The 15,927-nt window shown below is 69.9% G+C and carries 9 protein-coding genes and 1 pseudogene; 4 read left to right on the forward strand and 6 right to left on the reverse strand.

What is annotated here, in order from left to right; all coding sequences use genetic code 11:
- The first annotated feature begins 36 nt into the window (after positions 1-36).
- Positions 37-990, forward strand: coding sequence for a type I pantothenate kinase (gene coaA / locus F0U63_RS10605; protein WP_395845774.1), 954 nt, complete (start codon positions 37-39; stop codon positions 988-990).
- Positions 991-1,033: 43 nt separating this feature from the next.
- On the opposite strand, the gene F0U63_RS10610 is transcribed toward coaA, so the two are convergent.
- A complete protein-coding gene (locus tag F0U63_RS10610) occupies positions 1,034-2,242 on the reverse strand; it encodes a bifunctional ornithine acetyltransferase/N-acetylglutamate synthase (RefSeq protein WP_395845775.1) in 1,209 nt (402 codons plus the stop codon).
- A gap of 312 nt (positions 2,243-2,554) precedes the next feature.
- Here F0U63_RS10610 and F0U63_RS10615 point away from each other — a divergent pair, with 312 nt between their 5' ends.
- Positions 2,555-2,806 (forward strand): hypothetical protein, encoded by a 252-nt coding sequence (locus F0U63_RS10615; protein WP_395845776.1) that lies wholly within the window; start codon positions 2,555-2,557, stop codon positions 2,804-2,806.
- 19 nt (positions 2,807-2,825) lie between these two features.
- Here the strand turns inward: F0U63_RS10615 and F0U63_RS10620 are convergent, their stop codons facing one another.
- Entirely contained in the window at positions 2,826-3,350 is a 525-nt protein-coding gene (locus F0U63_RS10620; RefSeq protein WP_395845777.1) for a hypothetical protein, read from the reverse strand.
- 120 nt (positions 3,351-3,470) lie between these two features.
- Between F0U63_RS10620 and F0U63_RS10625 the strand changes: the two genes are divergently transcribed.
- Positions 3,471-5,729: a kinesin gene (locus tag F0U63_RS10625; RefSeq protein ID WP_395845778.1), complete on the forward strand. Its 2,259-nt coding sequence runs from the start codon at positions 3,471-3,473 to the stop codon at positions 5,727-5,729.
- Here F0U63_RS10625 and F0U63_RS10630 read toward each other — a convergent pair whose 3' ends face one another.
- Both F0U63_RS10630 and F0U63_RS10635 read right to left on the reverse strand, forming a co-directional pair.
- A complete protein-coding gene (locus F0U63_RS10630; RefSeq protein ID WP_395845779.1) occupies positions 5,730-6,866 on the reverse strand; it encodes an SGNH/GDSL hydrolase family protein in 1,137 nt (378 codons plus the stop codon).
- A 35-nt stretch (positions 6,867-6,901) separates the two neighbouring features.
- Positions 6,902-9,727 carry an AAA family ATPase gene (locus tag F0U63_RS10635; protein WP_395845780.1) on the reverse strand — a complete coding sequence of 942 codons (2,826 nt, stop codon included), beginning with the start codon at positions 9,725-9,727 and terminating at the stop codon, positions 6,902-6,904.
- 154 nt (positions 9,728-9,881) lie between these two features.
- On the opposite strand from F0U63_RS10635, the pseudogene F0U63_RS10640 reads away from it, so the two are divergent.
- A pseudogene (locus tag F0U63_RS10640) lies at positions 9,882-10,175 on the forward strand (IS3 family transposase); the annotation flags it as partial.
- A gap of 54 nt (positions 10,176-10,229) precedes the next feature.
- Here F0U63_RS10640 and F0U63_RS10645 read toward each other — a convergent pair.
- Together F0U63_RS10645 and F0U63_RS10650 are read right to left on the reverse strand one after the other, a co-directional pair.
- Positions 10,230-14,510, reverse strand: coding sequence for an ATP-binding protein (locus F0U63_RS10645; RefSeq protein ID WP_395845781.1), 4,281 nt, complete (start codon positions 14,508-14,510; stop codon positions 10,230-10,232).
- Positions 14,511-14,689: 179 nt separating this feature from the next.
- Positions 14,690-15,595 carry a DUF2381 family protein gene (locus tag F0U63_RS10650; protein ID WP_395848352.1) on the reverse strand — a complete coding sequence of 302 codons (906 nt, stop codon included), beginning with the start codon at positions 15,593-15,595 and terminating at the stop codon, positions 14,690-14,692.
- Positions 15,596-15,927: the final 332 nt, after the last annotated feature.

Here is a 15,927-nt window from a genome sequence, read left to right on the forward strand (position 1 = left end):
GGGTAGGATGGGGTGGCCGTCAGGGAGGGCGGCCGCATGTCCGTACTCAAGCAACAGGCCGCGTCCATGTTCGTGGATTTCGAGCGCGATGCGTGGAGGGCGCTGCGCGCGTCGACTCCGCTGCTGCTCGACGCGGCGGAGGTCGAGGGGCTGCGAGGACTGGGCGAGCAACTGGACTTGAAGGAGGTGGAGGAGGTCTATCTGCCCCTGTCCCGGCTGCTCAACCTGCACGTGGCGGCGGCGCAGAGCCTGTGGACGGCGCAGCAGGCGTTCCTGGGCGGCTTCACCCAGCGGGTGCCGTTCGTCATCGGCATCGCGGGCAGTGTGGCGGTGGGCAAGAGCACCACGGCGCGCATCCTCCAGGCGCTGCTGTCACGCTGGCCGGATCACCCCCACGTGGAGCTCGTCACCACGGACGGCTTCCTCTTCCCCAACCGGGTGCTCACCGAGCGCAACCTCATGCTGCGCAAGGGCTTCCCGGAGAGCTACGACCGGCGCGCCCTGGTGCGCTTCCTCGCGGAGATCAAATCCGGCCGCGCCGAGGTGAGCGCTCCCGTCTACTCGCACCTCGTCTACGACATCGTCCCCGGTGAGTTCCTGTCCATCCGCCGGCCGGACATCCTCATCCTCGAGGGGCTCAACGTCCTGCAGACGGGGCCCGTGGAGGGGGGGAAGCTGCCGCACACCTTCCTGTCGGACTTCTTCGACTTCTCCATCTACGTGGACGCGCACGAGCAGGACATCCGCCGCTGGTACGTGGACCGCTTCCTGAGCTTGCGCGAGACGGCGTTCCGCGACGAGCGCTCCTTCTTCCGGCGCTTCGCCGAGCTCTCCGAGGAGCAGGCCACGGCGCGCGCCCTGTCCATCTGGGCGGAGATCAACGGGCCCAACCTGGCGCAGAACATCGCGCCCACGCGCTCGCGCGCGCGGCTCATCCTGCTCAAGGGCTCGGACCACAAGGTGCGCCGCGTGCGCATGCGCAAGATGTGAGGCGGCACTCCTCGCGGGAGGTGCCGCCCCCCCCCGCGCGCCGTCAGCTGCGGTAGTCCGCGTTCTCGCTGATGTACTCGTGGCTGCGGTCCGAGCCGAGCACCGTGCACGCCGCCGCGCCGAGCCCCAGGTCCACGTCGATCTCCACCGCGCGCTCGTGCGGGGGCCACGTCACCGGCGGCTGGAAGGTGAGCCCGTCCGCGGGCGCCACGCTCGCGTAGAGCTCGGCCTCCTTCATGTGCGCCACCAGGGCGCGCTCGGCCTCGTGGTCGAGCCGGAAGGTGCCCTGCTGGAGGATGATGCGGCCGCCCATGCGCAGCGTGCAGCGCGACAGGTCCATCCCCGGGTGGTTCGCGCCCACGTACTTGCCGATGGCCATCACCAGCCGGCCCACGTTGGGATCGTTGCCGTTGACGGCGCACTGGAACAGGGGCGAGTTGACCACCGACTTGCCGATGCCGCGCGCCACCGCCTCGTCCGGCGCGCCGTGCACGCGCACGCGCATGACGTGGTGGACGCCCTCGCCGTTGCGCACCAGGTCCTCGGCGAGGTCGGCGCACACGCGCTCGAGCGCGGACTCGAACTGCGCGAGGGAGGGGCAGGGCACCTGGCGCGAGGAGAGGATGGCCACGGTGTCCGAGGTGCTGGTGTCGCTGTCCACGCTGATGCAGCCGAACGTCTTCGCGGCCACCGAGCGCAGGGTGGCGCGCAGGGCGTCGCGGGGCACGTCCACGTCGGTGAGCAGGTAGACGAGCATGGTGGCCAGGTTGGGCTCGAGCATCCCCGCCCCCTTGGCGATGCCCACGATGCTGCCCTGGCCCACGGAGGCCCGGCGCACCTTGGGGTAGAGGTCGGTCGTCATGATGCCCTCGGCGGCGGGCATCACCGAGCGGGCGTCGAGCGAGGCCACCGCCGCGGGCACCGCCCCCACCATGGCGTCCACCGGCAGCCTCCACCCGATGACGCCCGTGGAGCAGGGCAGCACCTGCGTGGCGCTCAACCCCAGGCCCCGCGCCACCTCCGCGCACAGCCGCTCGGAGGCCTCGACGCCGCCCGGCGCGCACACGTTGCTCACCTTGTTGTTCACCACCACCGCGCCCAGCGTGGGCTCGCGCAGCCGCTCACGGCCCACGAGCACCGGCGCCCCGGGGAACGCGTTCGTCGTGAACACCGCCCCGAACGCCGGCGTCGGCTCGTCGAGCACGATGAGCGTGAGGTTCATCTTCGCGGGCTTGTCCACCTCGGCGGGCACGAAGTCGAAGCGCGTCCGACCGACACGGAATCCTCGCGGCAGGGCGGACTGCTCCTCCAGCCAGCTGCGGTGGGCCTCGACGGACGAGAAGGTCAGGTTGGTGCTGGGAATGACGGTACCTCACGGCGAAAGGACTGCCGCTTGGTGCCGCAATCCCCGCCCTGAATCAATCCAACATTCCAGGCCCTGAACCCTGGCTCTGTAACAATTTCCACCAGTCGCCGTGGACGCCCCACCAAACCCTTGGAATCACGAGGGCCGAGGGCTGGCCCGATTCGTGCTCAAAGGGTTGGTGAACACTGAGCATTTCGCATGAACCCCACCGCCTACACCGTCGAGATCGACCCGTCAGCCTGGAGCCAGTTGGCCCTGCTGCGGGGGGATACCTACCGCCGGGTGCGTGAGGCGCTCACGAATGTGGCCTCCTCCGTGACGCCCGCCGAGATGTCCTCCCAGGCGCGGTTTCCGTTGGTGGTCGATGACACGGTCGCGCACTACGACGTGGACCACCTGCGGCGCCGGGTGTTGCTGCGCGAGGTCGGACCCTCCACCTCTCAGCTCTGAGCGGCCGGGGGGCGCGGCCTCAGGGCTGGGCGTCACCCGCGAGGTTCGGAGCGCCGGGCTCGGGCGGGGGGATGAGCTCCTCGCCCTCGATGGGGGCGGGGGTGATGGCGCCGTCGCTCGTGACGACCCAGGAGTTGTAGCGCCGCGCGCTCACGTTCTGCAGCTTGCCATCCACGTAGCAGAGCGTGGTCAGGATGAAGCTGGCCGCCTTGAGGCTGGGGCGGCCGTACTGGAAGCATTCCTGATCGCCGCGCTGCTCCCGCCCGACGGGCGGCCCGAGGATGCCGGACACTTCCTGGGGCGACATCCCCCGCTTGACCGTGCGCATCCCCTGGTAGGTATCCACGCGGAAGGGAGTGGCCTCCGGCTGGAAGGTCAAGGCGACGTAGGCGAGCACGGCGAAGAGCACCAGGCCGAGGCCATAGGTGAGGAACTGGCGGCGGGTGAGGCGCCGGACGCGCGTGTCCGTATAGGCACTGAAGAGATCGTCCCCCGACGTGAGGCGGACTCCGCTCACTCCTACTTGCTGCTCTGGCTGGCTCACGCTTCTCCACATGCCCCGAGCAGGGGGCGGGATGCAAGGCGCACCACACGCCAGGCGGGCCACCGAGCGCCCTGATTGTCCTCGGGACAGCGTGCGGGCCGCTGTGCTCTCTTGTGCGCCATGCCGCGTCAACTCGTCTACCGCCGTTATGGGGGGTCCCTCCAGGTCTCCATTCCTTCCTTCGAGGTGTTGGTGGAGGCCGTCCACATTCCCGAGACGCAGTGGCTCGCGACGGCGTGTCCGCTCGAGGGGCTCACCTGTGATCGCCGCTTCCTGGAGTACCTGGACACCGACAAGAATGGACGCATCCGGGTGATGGAGGTGCGGCAGGCCGTGCGGTTCACGGCGGAGCACCTGCGCTCCTTCCAGGGGGCGGACGCGGGCAGCGACGTGCTGGTGCTGGACATGCTCGCCGACGGGGCGGTGAGGGCCCGGGACGCGGCCGGCCTGTTGCTGGACACCTTGAAGGCCGAGGATCGCACGCGCATTTCGCTCGAGCAGGTGCGCGCGAGTGATCGGGCGCTGCGCGAGACGGGGCACAACGGGGATGGCATCGTGGCACCGGCCTTCCTGCCCGCGGCCGTGCAACCCCTGGCCTCGCGGCTCATGGGGGCCTTCGCCGAGGTGAAGAACCGCGCGGGACAGCCCGGGGTGGATCTGCCCACGCTCCAGCGCTTCCGCGAGGAGCGGCGGGCGCTGCTGGCCCACCTGGCCGAGCGGGCCGCGGTGCTCGTCTGGGGTGCGCCGAGCGTGGAGCGGGCCCGGCGCATCCAGGAGGTGCGTCCGCTGCTGGACACGTACTTCCTGCAGTGCCGGCTGATCGCGGCCCAGCCCGAGGCCGTCACGAGCCTCAAGCTGGACGGGGGACGGGTGCAGGGGGCGCTGGGGGATCTCCAGGCGCTCTCGCGCGTGGTGTCGGAGCTGCCCGTGGCGCCTCCCGAGCCCGGGGGGCTGTTGCGCTGGTCGCGCATGTACCGGGGGCCCGCGTTCGAGAAGCTGGATGCGTTCCGGCGGGACGTGGCGGTGCCGGTGTCCAATGATCAGGCGACGCTGTCGGACGCGTCCTGGCGCGAGATGTCCGCGCGGGCCGACGCCATCCTGGCCTGGCAGGCGCGGCTGGAGGCGAGCCCCTTGCGCGACTGGGCGGACGTGCTGGCGAGCATCTCCGAGTCCGACCTGGACACCATCGAGGCGAAGTGCCGGGAGGACCTGGCGCGCAAGGACACCCTGGGCGCGGTGGAGGACCTGGAGCGGTTGATCCTCTACCAGCGCTGGCTGCTGACGTTCGCCAACAACTTCATCAGCATGCCGGACCTCTACCAGACGAAGCGGCGCGCGCTGGTGGAGCGCGGCACGCTCATCCTCGGAGGGCGGCGCTACCGGCTGTCGGTGCTGGTGAAGGACCGGGCCGCGCACTCGGCGCTGACGAACCAGGGCACGACGTGCACGCTCTACGTGCAGGTGATCGCCCGGGAGGGCGGGGAGAGCTACGAGGTGGCGGTGCCCGTCACGCGTGGGCGCAGCACCGAGCTGTCGGTGGGCAAGCGCGGCGTGTTCTACGACGTGGAGCAGCGCGAGTACGACGCCGTGGTGACGCAGATCGTCCGGCAGCCCGTGTCGTTGTGGGAGGCGATGACGATGCCCTTCGAGCGCATCGGCAAGTTCATCTCCTCGAAGATCGAGGGGATGGCGGCCGCGGGCGAGAAGTCGCTCGATGAGTCCCTGGAGAAGAGCTACACGCACGGCAGCGGGGTGGCGGCCTCCGCGGTGGCCACTCCGGCCGCGGCGCCCACGGCTCCGGCTCCCGCCCCGGCGGCGGCTCCCGTGGGAGGGCCGGGAGGCTTCCTCGCGGCGACGGGCATCGCGTTCGCGGCGGTGGGCTCCTCGCTGGCGTTCATCGTGTCGCAGGTGCGCTCGCTCACGGTGTTCGATGTCCTCACCGCGCTCATCATCGCCGCCGCCGTGGTGATGCTGCCCTCGGGCCTCTTGGGCTGGCTCAAGCTGCGCAAGCGCAACCTGGCGCTGCTGCTGGAGGGCTCGGGCTGGGCGCTCAATGACAGGCTGATGCTCACGCGCGACCTGGCGATGCTCATCACCCGCCGGCCCCGGCTGCCCAAGAGCGCCACGGTGGACAGGGCGGACATGCTGCGCTCGGCGCTCGTGACGGTGCACGAGGACGACGAGGGCGAGCCGCGCTCGTGGGGTCTGCTGTTCTTCGTCCTCCTGGCGGTGCTGGCCGCGCTGCTCTGGCAGTTCCGCGAGCCGATCGCCCGGGAGGCCTGCTCGCGCCAGTGGATGCGTGGCGCCATGTGCGAGTGGGGACGAGCCCCGGCGGCGCCTCCCGCGGCACCGGCGCCTGGAGGGGCGGCAACGCCCTGACTACCAGCCGAGCCACTCGCGCAAGAGGGGCGTCATCTGCTCGGCCGTGCGCTGGTGCGTCTTGCGGCTGGGGTGCCACAGACAGCCGAGCCCCTCGTCCTCGCGGTTGGCGGGGACCTCGGCGAAGTGCACGCGGCGGTCTCCCTGCTGGTGCAGGGTGTCCACGAGTCCGGAGAGCAGCTCGCGCACGCGGGTGCGCGCCTGGATGTCCTTGGGGTGGGTGTCGCTGACGCCGGAGCCGAGGACGCAGACGATGTGGGCCTGGGGGTAGTGGGCGCGGACGTCCGCCACGAGGGCGCGGTAGGCGTCGCGGAAGCGCTCCTCGCCCGGGTGCTCCTTCCAGAAGTCATTGGCGCCGAGCTGGATGACGACCGCGTCGGGGATCCACGAGGAGAAGTCCCAGGGGGCGTCCTCGCGGTGGGGCAGGGTGCGCGTGTAGAGCTGGGGCAGCGGGGGCGTGGGATCGTTGCCGTAGTTGACGGCCACGCCCTTGCCGGAGAAGGCGACGAAGGAGGCCTCGGCGCCGAGCGCCTGGGCGGTGAGGGCGCCCCAGGTGAGGGAGGCGCGCTGGGTCTCCGCGTTGAAGCTGCACTGGGCGTTCTTGCCCTCGATGCCGAAGCCGGTGAGGCCCGAGTCCCCGATGAACTCGATGCGGCGCGGGGGCGCGGGGGGCGCGGGCAAGAGCCGGGCGCCCGGGTCCAGCTCGAGTCCGAGCAGTTGCGTCTCCCCGACGGCGGGCTCGGTCTCCTTCTCCAGCCGCAGCACGTGCTCGCCCCGGGGCAGTCCCTCGGCGAGCCGGTAGAGCAGGGGGCCTTCACCGATATAGAGGTCGCGGAAGGGGGCGCCGTCCACGCTGAAGCGGAAGCGGTTGGGGGCGGCCTCCTCGTACTTGGGGAGATCCAACAGGCGGATGCCGAGCGAGGTGCCGGTGAAGCGCACGGTCAGGGACGAGCCGCCCCAGGCGATGCGGGGGCCGGAGGCATCTCTCCAATCCACGCGGCCACTGAAGCGCAGCGCGGGGGATTGGGGAGACACCTGGACGGGGCCGCGGCAGCCGGCGAGCAGGGCGAGGGCGATCCACGCGCGGGAGCGGACCCAGGCCAGGGTCTTCTTCCACGCGCCGATAACGGAATTCATGCCCCCATCCTAGACGCCCTCGCCCCCCGGGCGCGTCAACTCGTGGGGGTGGGGCCCCCGAGGGGCGGACGGGAAATCCACGCGGCGATGAAGAGATCCAACTCGCCGCGCAACACGTCCTTCACCCGGGGAGTGCCGGCGCCCGTGCGGGGATCCTCGACGCGGGCGCTGCGGCCCAGGTGGTAGCGCCGGGCCTCGTCCGCGGTGCCGCTGCCGCCCTGGCCCCGCACCACCCGCGAGGCGATGTCCTTCATCTCCTCCAGCTCGCCCGCGCCCGCGAGCGTCATCACCCGGCCGCTCGTCTCGTCGCGCACCGTCACCTCCGTCTTCACCCGGTTGACGAAGGTGCCCTCGTGCCGCCGCACCTCGCGGCCGTCCACGTCGAGCTGCTCGAGCTCCTCCGTGGGTCCACCCCGGTGCACCCGCACGTAGGCGCGCTGCCGCTTCTCCTCCTCGATGCGCCGGTGCAGACCCGCCTCGCCCGACAGGTAGCCGTAGGCGCCGGGGCCGGTGACGCGCACCACCACCCGGAAGGGCTCCTCCGCCTCCGCTACCGCGAGCGCCTCGTAGCCGCGCCGCTCCGCCCAGCCCAGGTACATGGACGCCAGCTCCTGCACCCACGCCGCCTGCCCCTCGCTCGTCTCGCTCGCGCAGATGTCCACCAGGGCCTCGTCCCCCCGGTCCATCTCCCCGGAGGTGCCCAGCACCTCGGCCATCTGCACCTCGCGCGCGACCTCCTCCACCTGCTTGGCCGCCGAGGCGAGCTGGGCCTCGCCCCTGGCCTCGCGCACGAGCCGCCGCGCGAACGTGGAGCGCTCCTCCAGCCGATCCAACTCGTTGAGTTGCGCCTCCACCGAGCGGAAGGTCCGGAGCGTGGATGCCGCGCGCTGGGGATCGTCCCAGAGGTTGGGCGCCTGGGTGGCCGCGAGCAGCTCCGCGCGCCGCTCCTCCAGCCGGGGCCGGTTGGCCGAGACAGCGAGCGCGCGTGCCCGTCCCACCAGCCGGTCCATCTCGGCGAGCAGGGACTTCTTGTCCAGGCGCCGCTTCACCGCCGACACCGACTTCTCCGTGGGCAGCGCGAGCTGGGCCGTCTCCTCGCGGGGTTGCGGCGCGACTTCCGCCACCGCTACCACCTTGTTGCCCGGCCGCGTCTCCACCCGCACGGGCGTGCCCGGCCGCAGCGGCTTGCGGGCGATCTCCACCGCGAGCGCCGCGGTGAGCGTCTTCTCGATTTCCCGCTGCAGGTAGCGCGCGCCGAACTGCGGCGAGTAGCCCCGCTCCACGAGCAGGTCCACCACCCCGGGCGTCACCTCCACGTCCAGGCCGCGCGCCCGGATGCCCTCGCGCTCCAGCACCCGGCCCACCTCGCGCTGGGCGATCTTCCGGATCTCTACCTTGCTGAGCGGCTGGAAGTGGCAGATGGCGTCGAAGCGGTTGAGGAACTCGGGGCGGAAGGCGTCGGCGATCCTCCGGTCCACCTCGACGATGAGCTCCTCGGCGCGGCGCGAGCCCACGAAGCCGATGGACGGCTCGCGGTACACCTCGGAGCCCACGTTGGACGTGGCGACGATGACGGTGTTGTTGCAGGAGATGGTCTCCCCCGCGCCATTGACGAAGGTGCCCTCGTCGAAGAGCTGGAGGAAGCGGTCGTGCACGCTGCGCGCGGCCTTCTCGAACTCGTCGAGCAGCAGCACGGTGAACACCTTACCCTCGAGCAGGGCCGTCAGCTCGCCGCGCTTGGTGTCGATGGCGGGGGCCCAGGCGGCGCCGAAGGGGACGCTCTCGTCGCCGTCGTTGGGGAAGTCCGCCATGTTCAGCCGCACGAGCCGATCCGGCGAGCCGAAGAGGTACTCGGCGAGCAGCTTGGCCAGCTGTGTCTTGCCCACGCCCGTGGGGCCGGCGAAGAGGAACACGCCCAGGGGCCGGCGCGGATCGTTCAGGCCCGCTTTGAGCAGGGCCACCGAGCGCAGCACGGCCTGCACCGCGTCGGTCTGCCCGAGCAGCCGCTCGCCGAAGAAGCGCTCCGTCTCGTCGAGATCCAACGCCATGGCGTCGTCCACGACGAAGCGGGGCAGGCGCGTGGTGGCGCAGAAGCGGGTGAGGATGTCCTCGGGGCCCACGCGATCCTTGGCGCTGCCCGCGGCCTCGGCGGCCGTCTCCTTGAGCAGCTCGATGGCCTTGCGCGGCAGCCGCTGGGCGAGGAGGAACTTGGAGGCCAGCCGCAGCGCCAGGTCGCACGCCGCCGGATCGATGGGCAGGCGCAGCTCGCGCTCCTGCTCCTCGGCGACGCGGTGGAGGATCCACCGGGCGCGCTCGGTGGGCGGCTCCTGGAGGGGCACCAGGTGCAGCCGCTCGGCGAAGGACTCGTCGGCGCGCAGCAGCTCCTGCACGCGCTTGGGCTCGGTCTCGAAGATGAAGCGCGGGGTGCCGGTGCGCAGGGCGCGGAAGGCCACGGGCGCGAGCGGGCCGCCGATGACCGCGGGCAGATCCCGGATGTAGACGATGGGGCAGGGGTGGCGCTGGAGCCACTCGAGTAGCTCCTCGAAGGTCTCGGCCGCCTGGCGCTGGGTGCTGCGCGCCAGGATGTTGGCGACGGACACCTCCACCATGCGCGCCGAGGCGAGCTCCGCGTCCACGCGGCCCTCGACGATGCGGCGCGCGACTTCCTGCACCAGGGCGGACTTGCCCACGCCGGTCTCGCCGGACAGCAGCGGGTGTTTGCCGCCGCGCGCCAGAAGGCCGAGCACCTCCGTCACCGCGCTGTCCATGCCATGCGCGGCCGTGAGCCGTCCCTCGCGCGCCAGGGCCGTCAGATCGCGGTCGATGAGCCGCTCGTTGTCCTCGCTCTTTCGGGTGACCATGGTCGTGAACGCCCCCGGGCAGGGTTCGCACTCTAGCCTGCCCGGCGCGCGCGGCGTATGCCTTCTGGCCCCGGCCGTGCGCCAGTGCCTCGAGGCTTCCGCGTTGAGTGGGCAGAGCAGTTCAGGCAACAGGTGCTGGCGAGAGGAGGAGTGGGGCAGCCAGTACGCCAGCGAGGATTACCAGAAGGCACTGGCCGCTCGCGGGATTCAATGCAGCATGTCGCGCAAGGGCAACTGCTGGGACAACGCCGTGGCCGAGAGCTTCTTCAGCAGCTTGAAGATGGAACTCGTCCACGAGGCCGACTTCGCCACGCATGAGCAGGCCCGCACGGCACTCTTCGAGTACATCGAGGTCTTCTACAACCGTCAGCGGCGGCACTCGTCTCTGGGTTACGTCAGTCCAGTGGATTTTGAGCTTGTGGCCTTACCGCAGAAGTTGGCATCTTAACCCTACTGTCCACGTAACCGGGGCAAGCCCAGTCAAGCGCTCTCGGTGAGGACGCTAGTTGGACTCCACCCGTGGAGATGTGACCGCGCGCCTAGGAGAGTCCAACCCGCGTGGCGCTGCTTGGCGTGGCAGCCAGACCGTGAATCGGGTGCCCTCCTGCGGCGTGGACACCACCTCGATGCGTCCCTCGTGCGCATCCAGGATGCGCTTGACGATGTATAAGCCCAGGCCCACGCTCCGGCCCGCCTTGTCCACCTCCGCCGTGGCGCGTTGCATGGGCTCGAAGATGCTCGTGAGCTTGTCGGCGGGGATGGGCGGACCTTGATTGGCCACGCTCAGGATGACTTCCGCCTCCTCGCCGTGGAGGGTGACGTACACCGGGCTCTCCGCAGGGCTGTACTTGATGGCGTTGGTCACCAGATTCTGCACCACTTGGGCCATCCGGTCCGCGTCCCATTCCCCCTGGCCGTCGCCCTGGCGCTGCAACCGGATTTCGCGCTCGGGCCAGGCCACCTCCACCTCGTCCATCACCCCTTGGATGAGCTGGTGCATGTCCATCGGGCGACGCTCAATTCGCAGACCGCCACCGAGCCGCGCCTGGGTGAAATCAAGCAGGTCCTTGATCATGCGTGTGGCCCGTTCGGCGGCAGATTGGATGCGCACCAGGGATTGGGTGGTACGTGCGTCCAACGTCTCGCGGCGCATCAGGAGGGAGGTGCCCATGAGGATGGCGGACAGGGGGTTGCGCAGGTCGTGGCTGACAATGCCAATGAGTTTCTGCTCGAAGTCCAACCGTGTTTGAATCGCGCTCTCGGCCCTGAGTCGCTCGACCCCCAGGGCAATGCTGTCGGCCACCAACCTCAACACGTCGAGCGTATCCGGCTCCATGGGCGGACGGGCGAAGAGGGCCACCACCCCCACCAGCTTGTCGCCCACCAGCAGCGGGTAGCCCGCGAAAGCCTTCATGCCCTCGCGACGGGCCCACCCTGGGTCGCCCAGGCGCGGATCATCCACCACCGAGTTTGTCAGGTGCGGCCGTCGCTCCTGGGCGATGAGGCCGATCATACCCCGGCCCACCGGCACGCGTCCCTGGGGACCCTCCAGGTGCGTGGACATGCCCGCGCTGGCAGACAGCTCAAGCACGTCCTGCCCGGGGTCATGCAGCCAGACGCGGGCGGAGGCCATCGTCAACTGGTCCACCAGGGCTTGCACGCACCGCTGGAGCATCTCATGCAGGGAGACACTGCGCGAAAGCGCCAGGCCCACCTGGGCATTGAGGGCGTGGTGGCGCGCTTGCCGGGCCAGGAGCATCTCCGCCTTCTTGCGCACGGTGATGTCCAGCATGACCCCCGACAGGAAGAGGGGCCTGCCGTGTTTATCGAAGGTGGCCTGGGCACGGCTCTCCACCCATCTCAGGGGCACCCCTCCCTCGCCGCCAGTGCGGAACGTCATCAGATAAGCGCCCCCATTCTTCCCGGCGAGGGCTGCGGCGATGGCTTGTGCCACGAGTTCGCGATCTTCAATGGGCACCTGTAGCAGGCCCGACTCCAGACTAAAGGCCGTGCCGGGAGGCAGGCCCATGAGTTCCACCATGCGCGCATCCGCCGCGATGTGGCCCGTGGCAGCGTCCAGTTCCCAGAGACCTGCGCCCGCGTACTCCAGCAACCGCCGCTGGCGCGCCTCGCTCTCCCCCAGCTGCTGAGCGAGCAGCTCGGCCTGTTGGCGCGCGCGCACCAATTCGGTCACCTCGAAGCCAAAGACGTCGATACCCTCCACCTGACCCTGCGCATCCCACCGGGGCTGGTAGACGAAGTTGAGGACGGTATCCTCCAGGGGTCCCTCCTCCCGCCTGCGCAGTTGGATGGGAAGCTGTCGCCCGTGGAAGGGCTCGCCCGTGGCGAAGACCTTGTCGAGCAGGCCGATGAATCCCTGCTCCACAACCTCCGGTAGAGCCTCTTGCACCGTGAGGCCCAGCAGGGGGCGTCCCTCACCGACCAGTTGCTGGTAGCGCGCGTTGGCCACCTGGAAGACATGTTGGGGCCCATTCAGGGCGCAGACGAAGGCGGGCGAGTTCTGGATGAGGCCCTCGATGCGCGCCTGGGCCGCCTTCACCTCCGCCCGCGCCTGGGTGGTCTTCACCAGTGCCCCCACACGCGCCAGCAGCTCGCGCGCCCGAAAGGGCTTGACCATGTAGTCCATGCCTCCCGCCGCGAAGCCCTCCAGCGTCGCCTTTTCGCTGGCCCGTGCGGACAAGAGCATGACTGGCACATGCGCCGTGCGCGCGTCCGCCTTGAGTTCGCGCACCAGCCCGAAGCCATCCAGCCGGGGCATCATCACGTCGGAGAGCACCATGTCCGGCGGGTGCGCTCGCGCCGCCTCAAGCGCCGCCTGCCCATCCGCCACGGCTTCCACTCGGAAGTGGCCCCGGAGCAGCCGGGCGATGTAGTCGCGCATGTCCGCGTTGTCGTCCACCAGCAGCACGTGGCCTCGCGGCCCTTCACCCGAAGGCGCGGGAAGCTCCTGTTCCTCCACGGCCTCCGGAGTGGCCTGTATCCACTGCTCGGCCTCCTGGACGAAGGCGCGCGAGCCCGTGGCCGTGGACACGCGTGGCGGCTCCTGGAGCACCCGCTCGGCTGGCAGGTGGGCACGTCCGGCGGGCAGCTCCACGGTGAATGTGCTCCCCTGGCCTGGGGCGCTCTCCACGCGCACGCGCCCGCCGTGCAGTTCCACCAGCTCGCGCACCAGCGACAGGCCAATGCCCGTGCCCTCTTCGCTGCGGCCCCAGGCTCCCTCCACCCGGTGGAAGCGCTCGAAGATGAGCCCCTGCTGCTCCACCGGGATGCCCGTTCCCGTGTCCTGCACGGACAGCTCCGCGTGTGTGTCCCGCCACCGCAGGAGCACGGTGATATCGCCCTGGAGGGTGAACTTGAAGGCGTTGGAAACGAGGTTGAGGACAATCTTCTCCCACATGTCCGGGTCCACCCAGACGGGCTCGGGCAGGGCCGGACAGTCCACCGTCAAGCGCAGTCCGGCCCGGGTGACCGTCGAGTCGAAGGCGCTGGCCAACCCGGCAGTGAGGGCGGCCAGGTCCGTGGGGACGAAGCGGCCCTGGGTGCGGCCCGCCTCCAGGCGGCTCAAGTCCAAGAGGGTGTTAACGAGCTTGAGCAGACGCAGTTCGTTGCGGTGCACGCGCTTGAGGTCCTCGCCGCGCAGGGCCTGCTCGGGGGAGGCGAGCGCGTTCTCGGTGGGCCCCAGCATGAGGGTCAGGGGGGTGCGAAACTCGTGGCTCACGTTGGAGAAGAAGGCCGTCTTGACGCGGTCCATCTCGGCGAGCCGGGCCGCCCGCTGCGTCTCCTGCTCCAGGGCCTGGGCGCGCACCACGTCCGCGGCGAGCTGACGCGCGAGCACTTGGAGGAAGGCGCGGTAGCCCTCGTCCAGGGGTAGGCGGGGACTGAGCCCCACGATGAGCACGGCGTCCCGCGCGCCGCTCGTGCCCAGGGCGAGGGGGAGGAGCAGCGCACGGCTCACCGGCTCGGGCCAGGGGCCCGCATGGAGCGCGCCCCCCCGTGCTCCCAGGCCCTCGACGAGCCGCGTCTCTCCCGAGTCCAGCACCTCGGCCAGGGGCCACGGCGAGTGGGGGTCGCTGAGCGCGAGCGTCTGCGGAGATCTGCTCCCGTCCGCCTCCAGGCCCGAGCACAGGGCGCGCCGGGCACTCTCGCCCTCCATGCGGTAGAGCAGCGCGAAGGGCACATCCGCGCCGCTCTGCGCCAACACCCCTTGTGCTTGGTGCAAGACGTCTTGGACGCCCGGGGAGAGCGCGCTCTGGATGGACAGCTCGCGGAGGGTCTTGAGGTGCCGCTCACCCAGCACCTGGGCGGTCACCTCGCTCGCGATGTTCAGGATGCCGACGACGCGGTCGTGCTCATCACGGATGGGAAGGAAGGAAAGGGAAAAATAGACCTCCTCCATGAAGCCCTGGCGCTCGAGGCAGAGAAGCCCCTCCTTCTGGGACACCGCCGTCCCCGCCCACACCTGGGCGAACAGCGGGCTGAGCCCGTCCCGGAGTTCGGGAAATAAGTCGAAGAAGGTTGCTCCCAGGGTCCTGGGATGTTTGTCCCCAAAGAGGGGGATGTGAGCGTCGTTGTAGAGCAGTCTCAGCTCGGGTCCCCAGAGAATCACCATGGGTAAAGGCGCCACGAGCATCAGGGCGACCGTGGTGCGCAGCGTGGTCGGCCACCCCTCCGTGGGCCCCAGGGGCGTCTGGCTCCAGTCCTTTGCCCGCATGCGCGCGCCCATCTCCCCTCCGCCCGCGAACACTCGCTCCAGCTCGGTCATGGGTGCGCGCCTCGCAGGGGGAACGATGCGACCGAAGCCGAGGATTCAAGGGGGAGGGGAGGCATAGGTTGACTGGAAGAATAATAATGGGCGGGGCACCCAACAGCCCCTTTCGAGGCCCCTCCGTCCCCACCCACTCCACCCGCTCCGGAGAACACGGCGGAACGCGTGCGGCCTCCTCAGTGTTCCGGTGTCGGCCCGTCCGGGAAGCGGATGTTTCCGAGGGTGACGACGCGCGTTCCCGGAGCCTCCCAGAGCTTGAGCGTACAGGGGCAAGAGAGCAGTCCCGGCGCGCTCTCCGTGCCCACCACGACGGTGCCCGCGCCAGCGGGGAGGATGGGGGCCGCCTGCCGCGCGGCCATGTCCACCTGCGCGCCCGTCGAGTCCACCAGCACCGCCCCTGCCACCGTCCATGCCTCCGCGCCCGGGTTGGACAGATGCAAGCGCACCGAAAAGCTGGTTGCCTGTGTGCCCCCCAAGGGAGTGAAGCTGTAGAGCTTACCGCGCGCCACGAAAACCGCGTTCGCCCGAAGGCGCTTTCCGTTGCTGTCGAAGAAGCCCTTTGACGTGATGGTTCCTCCCTGCTCCAGCCACGCGGCCCCCATGAGCCCGCGTGGTTCATTCCGTTCCGACAGGAGCTGTGCCTTTTCCTCCTGGCACTGGCGGGCTTCGGCCTGTGCGTCCGCCGCCTCCCGCTTGAAGGCGTCCGCCGGGCGCGGCTGGCGGTACACTTCCACGCGCCGCGTCCCGCGTGCCGCATGTCCCACGAGCCAGAAGCTCGCACGCGCTGGGACGGAGCCCTCGGCGAAACGAACCGTCACCCGCACGCGCTCCCCCGGTAGATAACCTGCATGAGGAATGACCAGCAGGCTCTTGCCCTCCTTGCCCTGGCCCCAATCCGCGAGCCCTCCCTCGGGCTGAAACTCGACGGCCCCCAACGCGACGCGGGAGTCGAAAACAGGTGTTGGATGACCCTCCAGACATGCGCGGAGAGGACGGACGGACGCATCGTGTCGGCATCCGCTGCTCGTTATCGCGACTGCCATGCCGAGCTTCTTGCTTGCGTCAAGAATTGCAAATTGCATGCGCACGCCTCTTCCTCCGGGGTTTGGTCACATCCGGGCTCCGGGCCGGGGAATGGGGGCGAAGGAAGTCTACTGTAACGAGCAGTGCCAGCCGGCCTACCTCGATTGCGAGGAGTTGCAGGGACGCCGTCCTCAGGAGCATTCAGCTGTGGATGGGGCGGTGGATTGGCTGAAATGCCATCACGACGTGGTTCTCGCGGGAAGCGTCGTGACGATAGCGGGAGTTGCCTTCATCGTGGCCTTCCCACCGGGAGCGCTGATTGCCTTGGTGCCACTGACGGCGTTCTCTTCGTCAGAGGCCGTGTGCGAGCCCCGTTTCGCGAGGGAAGGGG

The organism is Cystobacter fuscus (assembly GCF_044360685.1).
GTDB lineage: Bacteria > Myxococcota > Myxococcia > Myxococcales > Myxococcaceae > Cystobacter > Cystobacter fuscus_C.

Excerpts from the sequence above, each read along its gene's own strand:
- F0U63_RS10635 (WP_395845780.1), bottom strand. The coding sequence starts at position 9,727 with ATGGTCACCCGAAAGAGCGAGGACAACGAGCGGCTCATCGACCGCGAT.
- F0U63_RS10630 (WP_395845779.1), bottom strand. The coding sequence starts at position 6,866 with ATGAATTCCGTTATCGGCGCGTGGAAGAAGACCCTGGCCTGGGTCCGC.
- F0U63_RS10645 (WP_395845781.1), bottom strand. The coding sequence starts at position 14,510 with ATGACCGAGCTGGAGCGAGTGTTCGCGGGCGGAGGGGAGATGGGCGCG.
- coaA (WP_395845774.1), top strand. The coding sequence starts at position 37 with ATGTCCGTACTCAAGCAACAGGCCGCGTCCATGTTCGTGGATTTCGAG.
- F0U63_RS10615 (WP_395845776.1), top strand. The coding sequence starts at position 2,555 with ATGAACCCCACCGCCTACACCGTCGAGATCGACCCGTCAGCCTGGAGC.
- F0U63_RS10650 (WP_395848352.1), bottom strand. The coding sequence starts at position 15,595 with ATGCAATTTGCAATTCTTGACGCAAGCAAGAAGCTCGGCATGGCAGTC.
- F0U63_RS10625 (WP_395845778.1), top strand. The coding sequence starts at position 3,471 with ATGCCGCGTCAACTCGTCTACCGCCGTTATGGGGGGTCCCTCCAGGTC.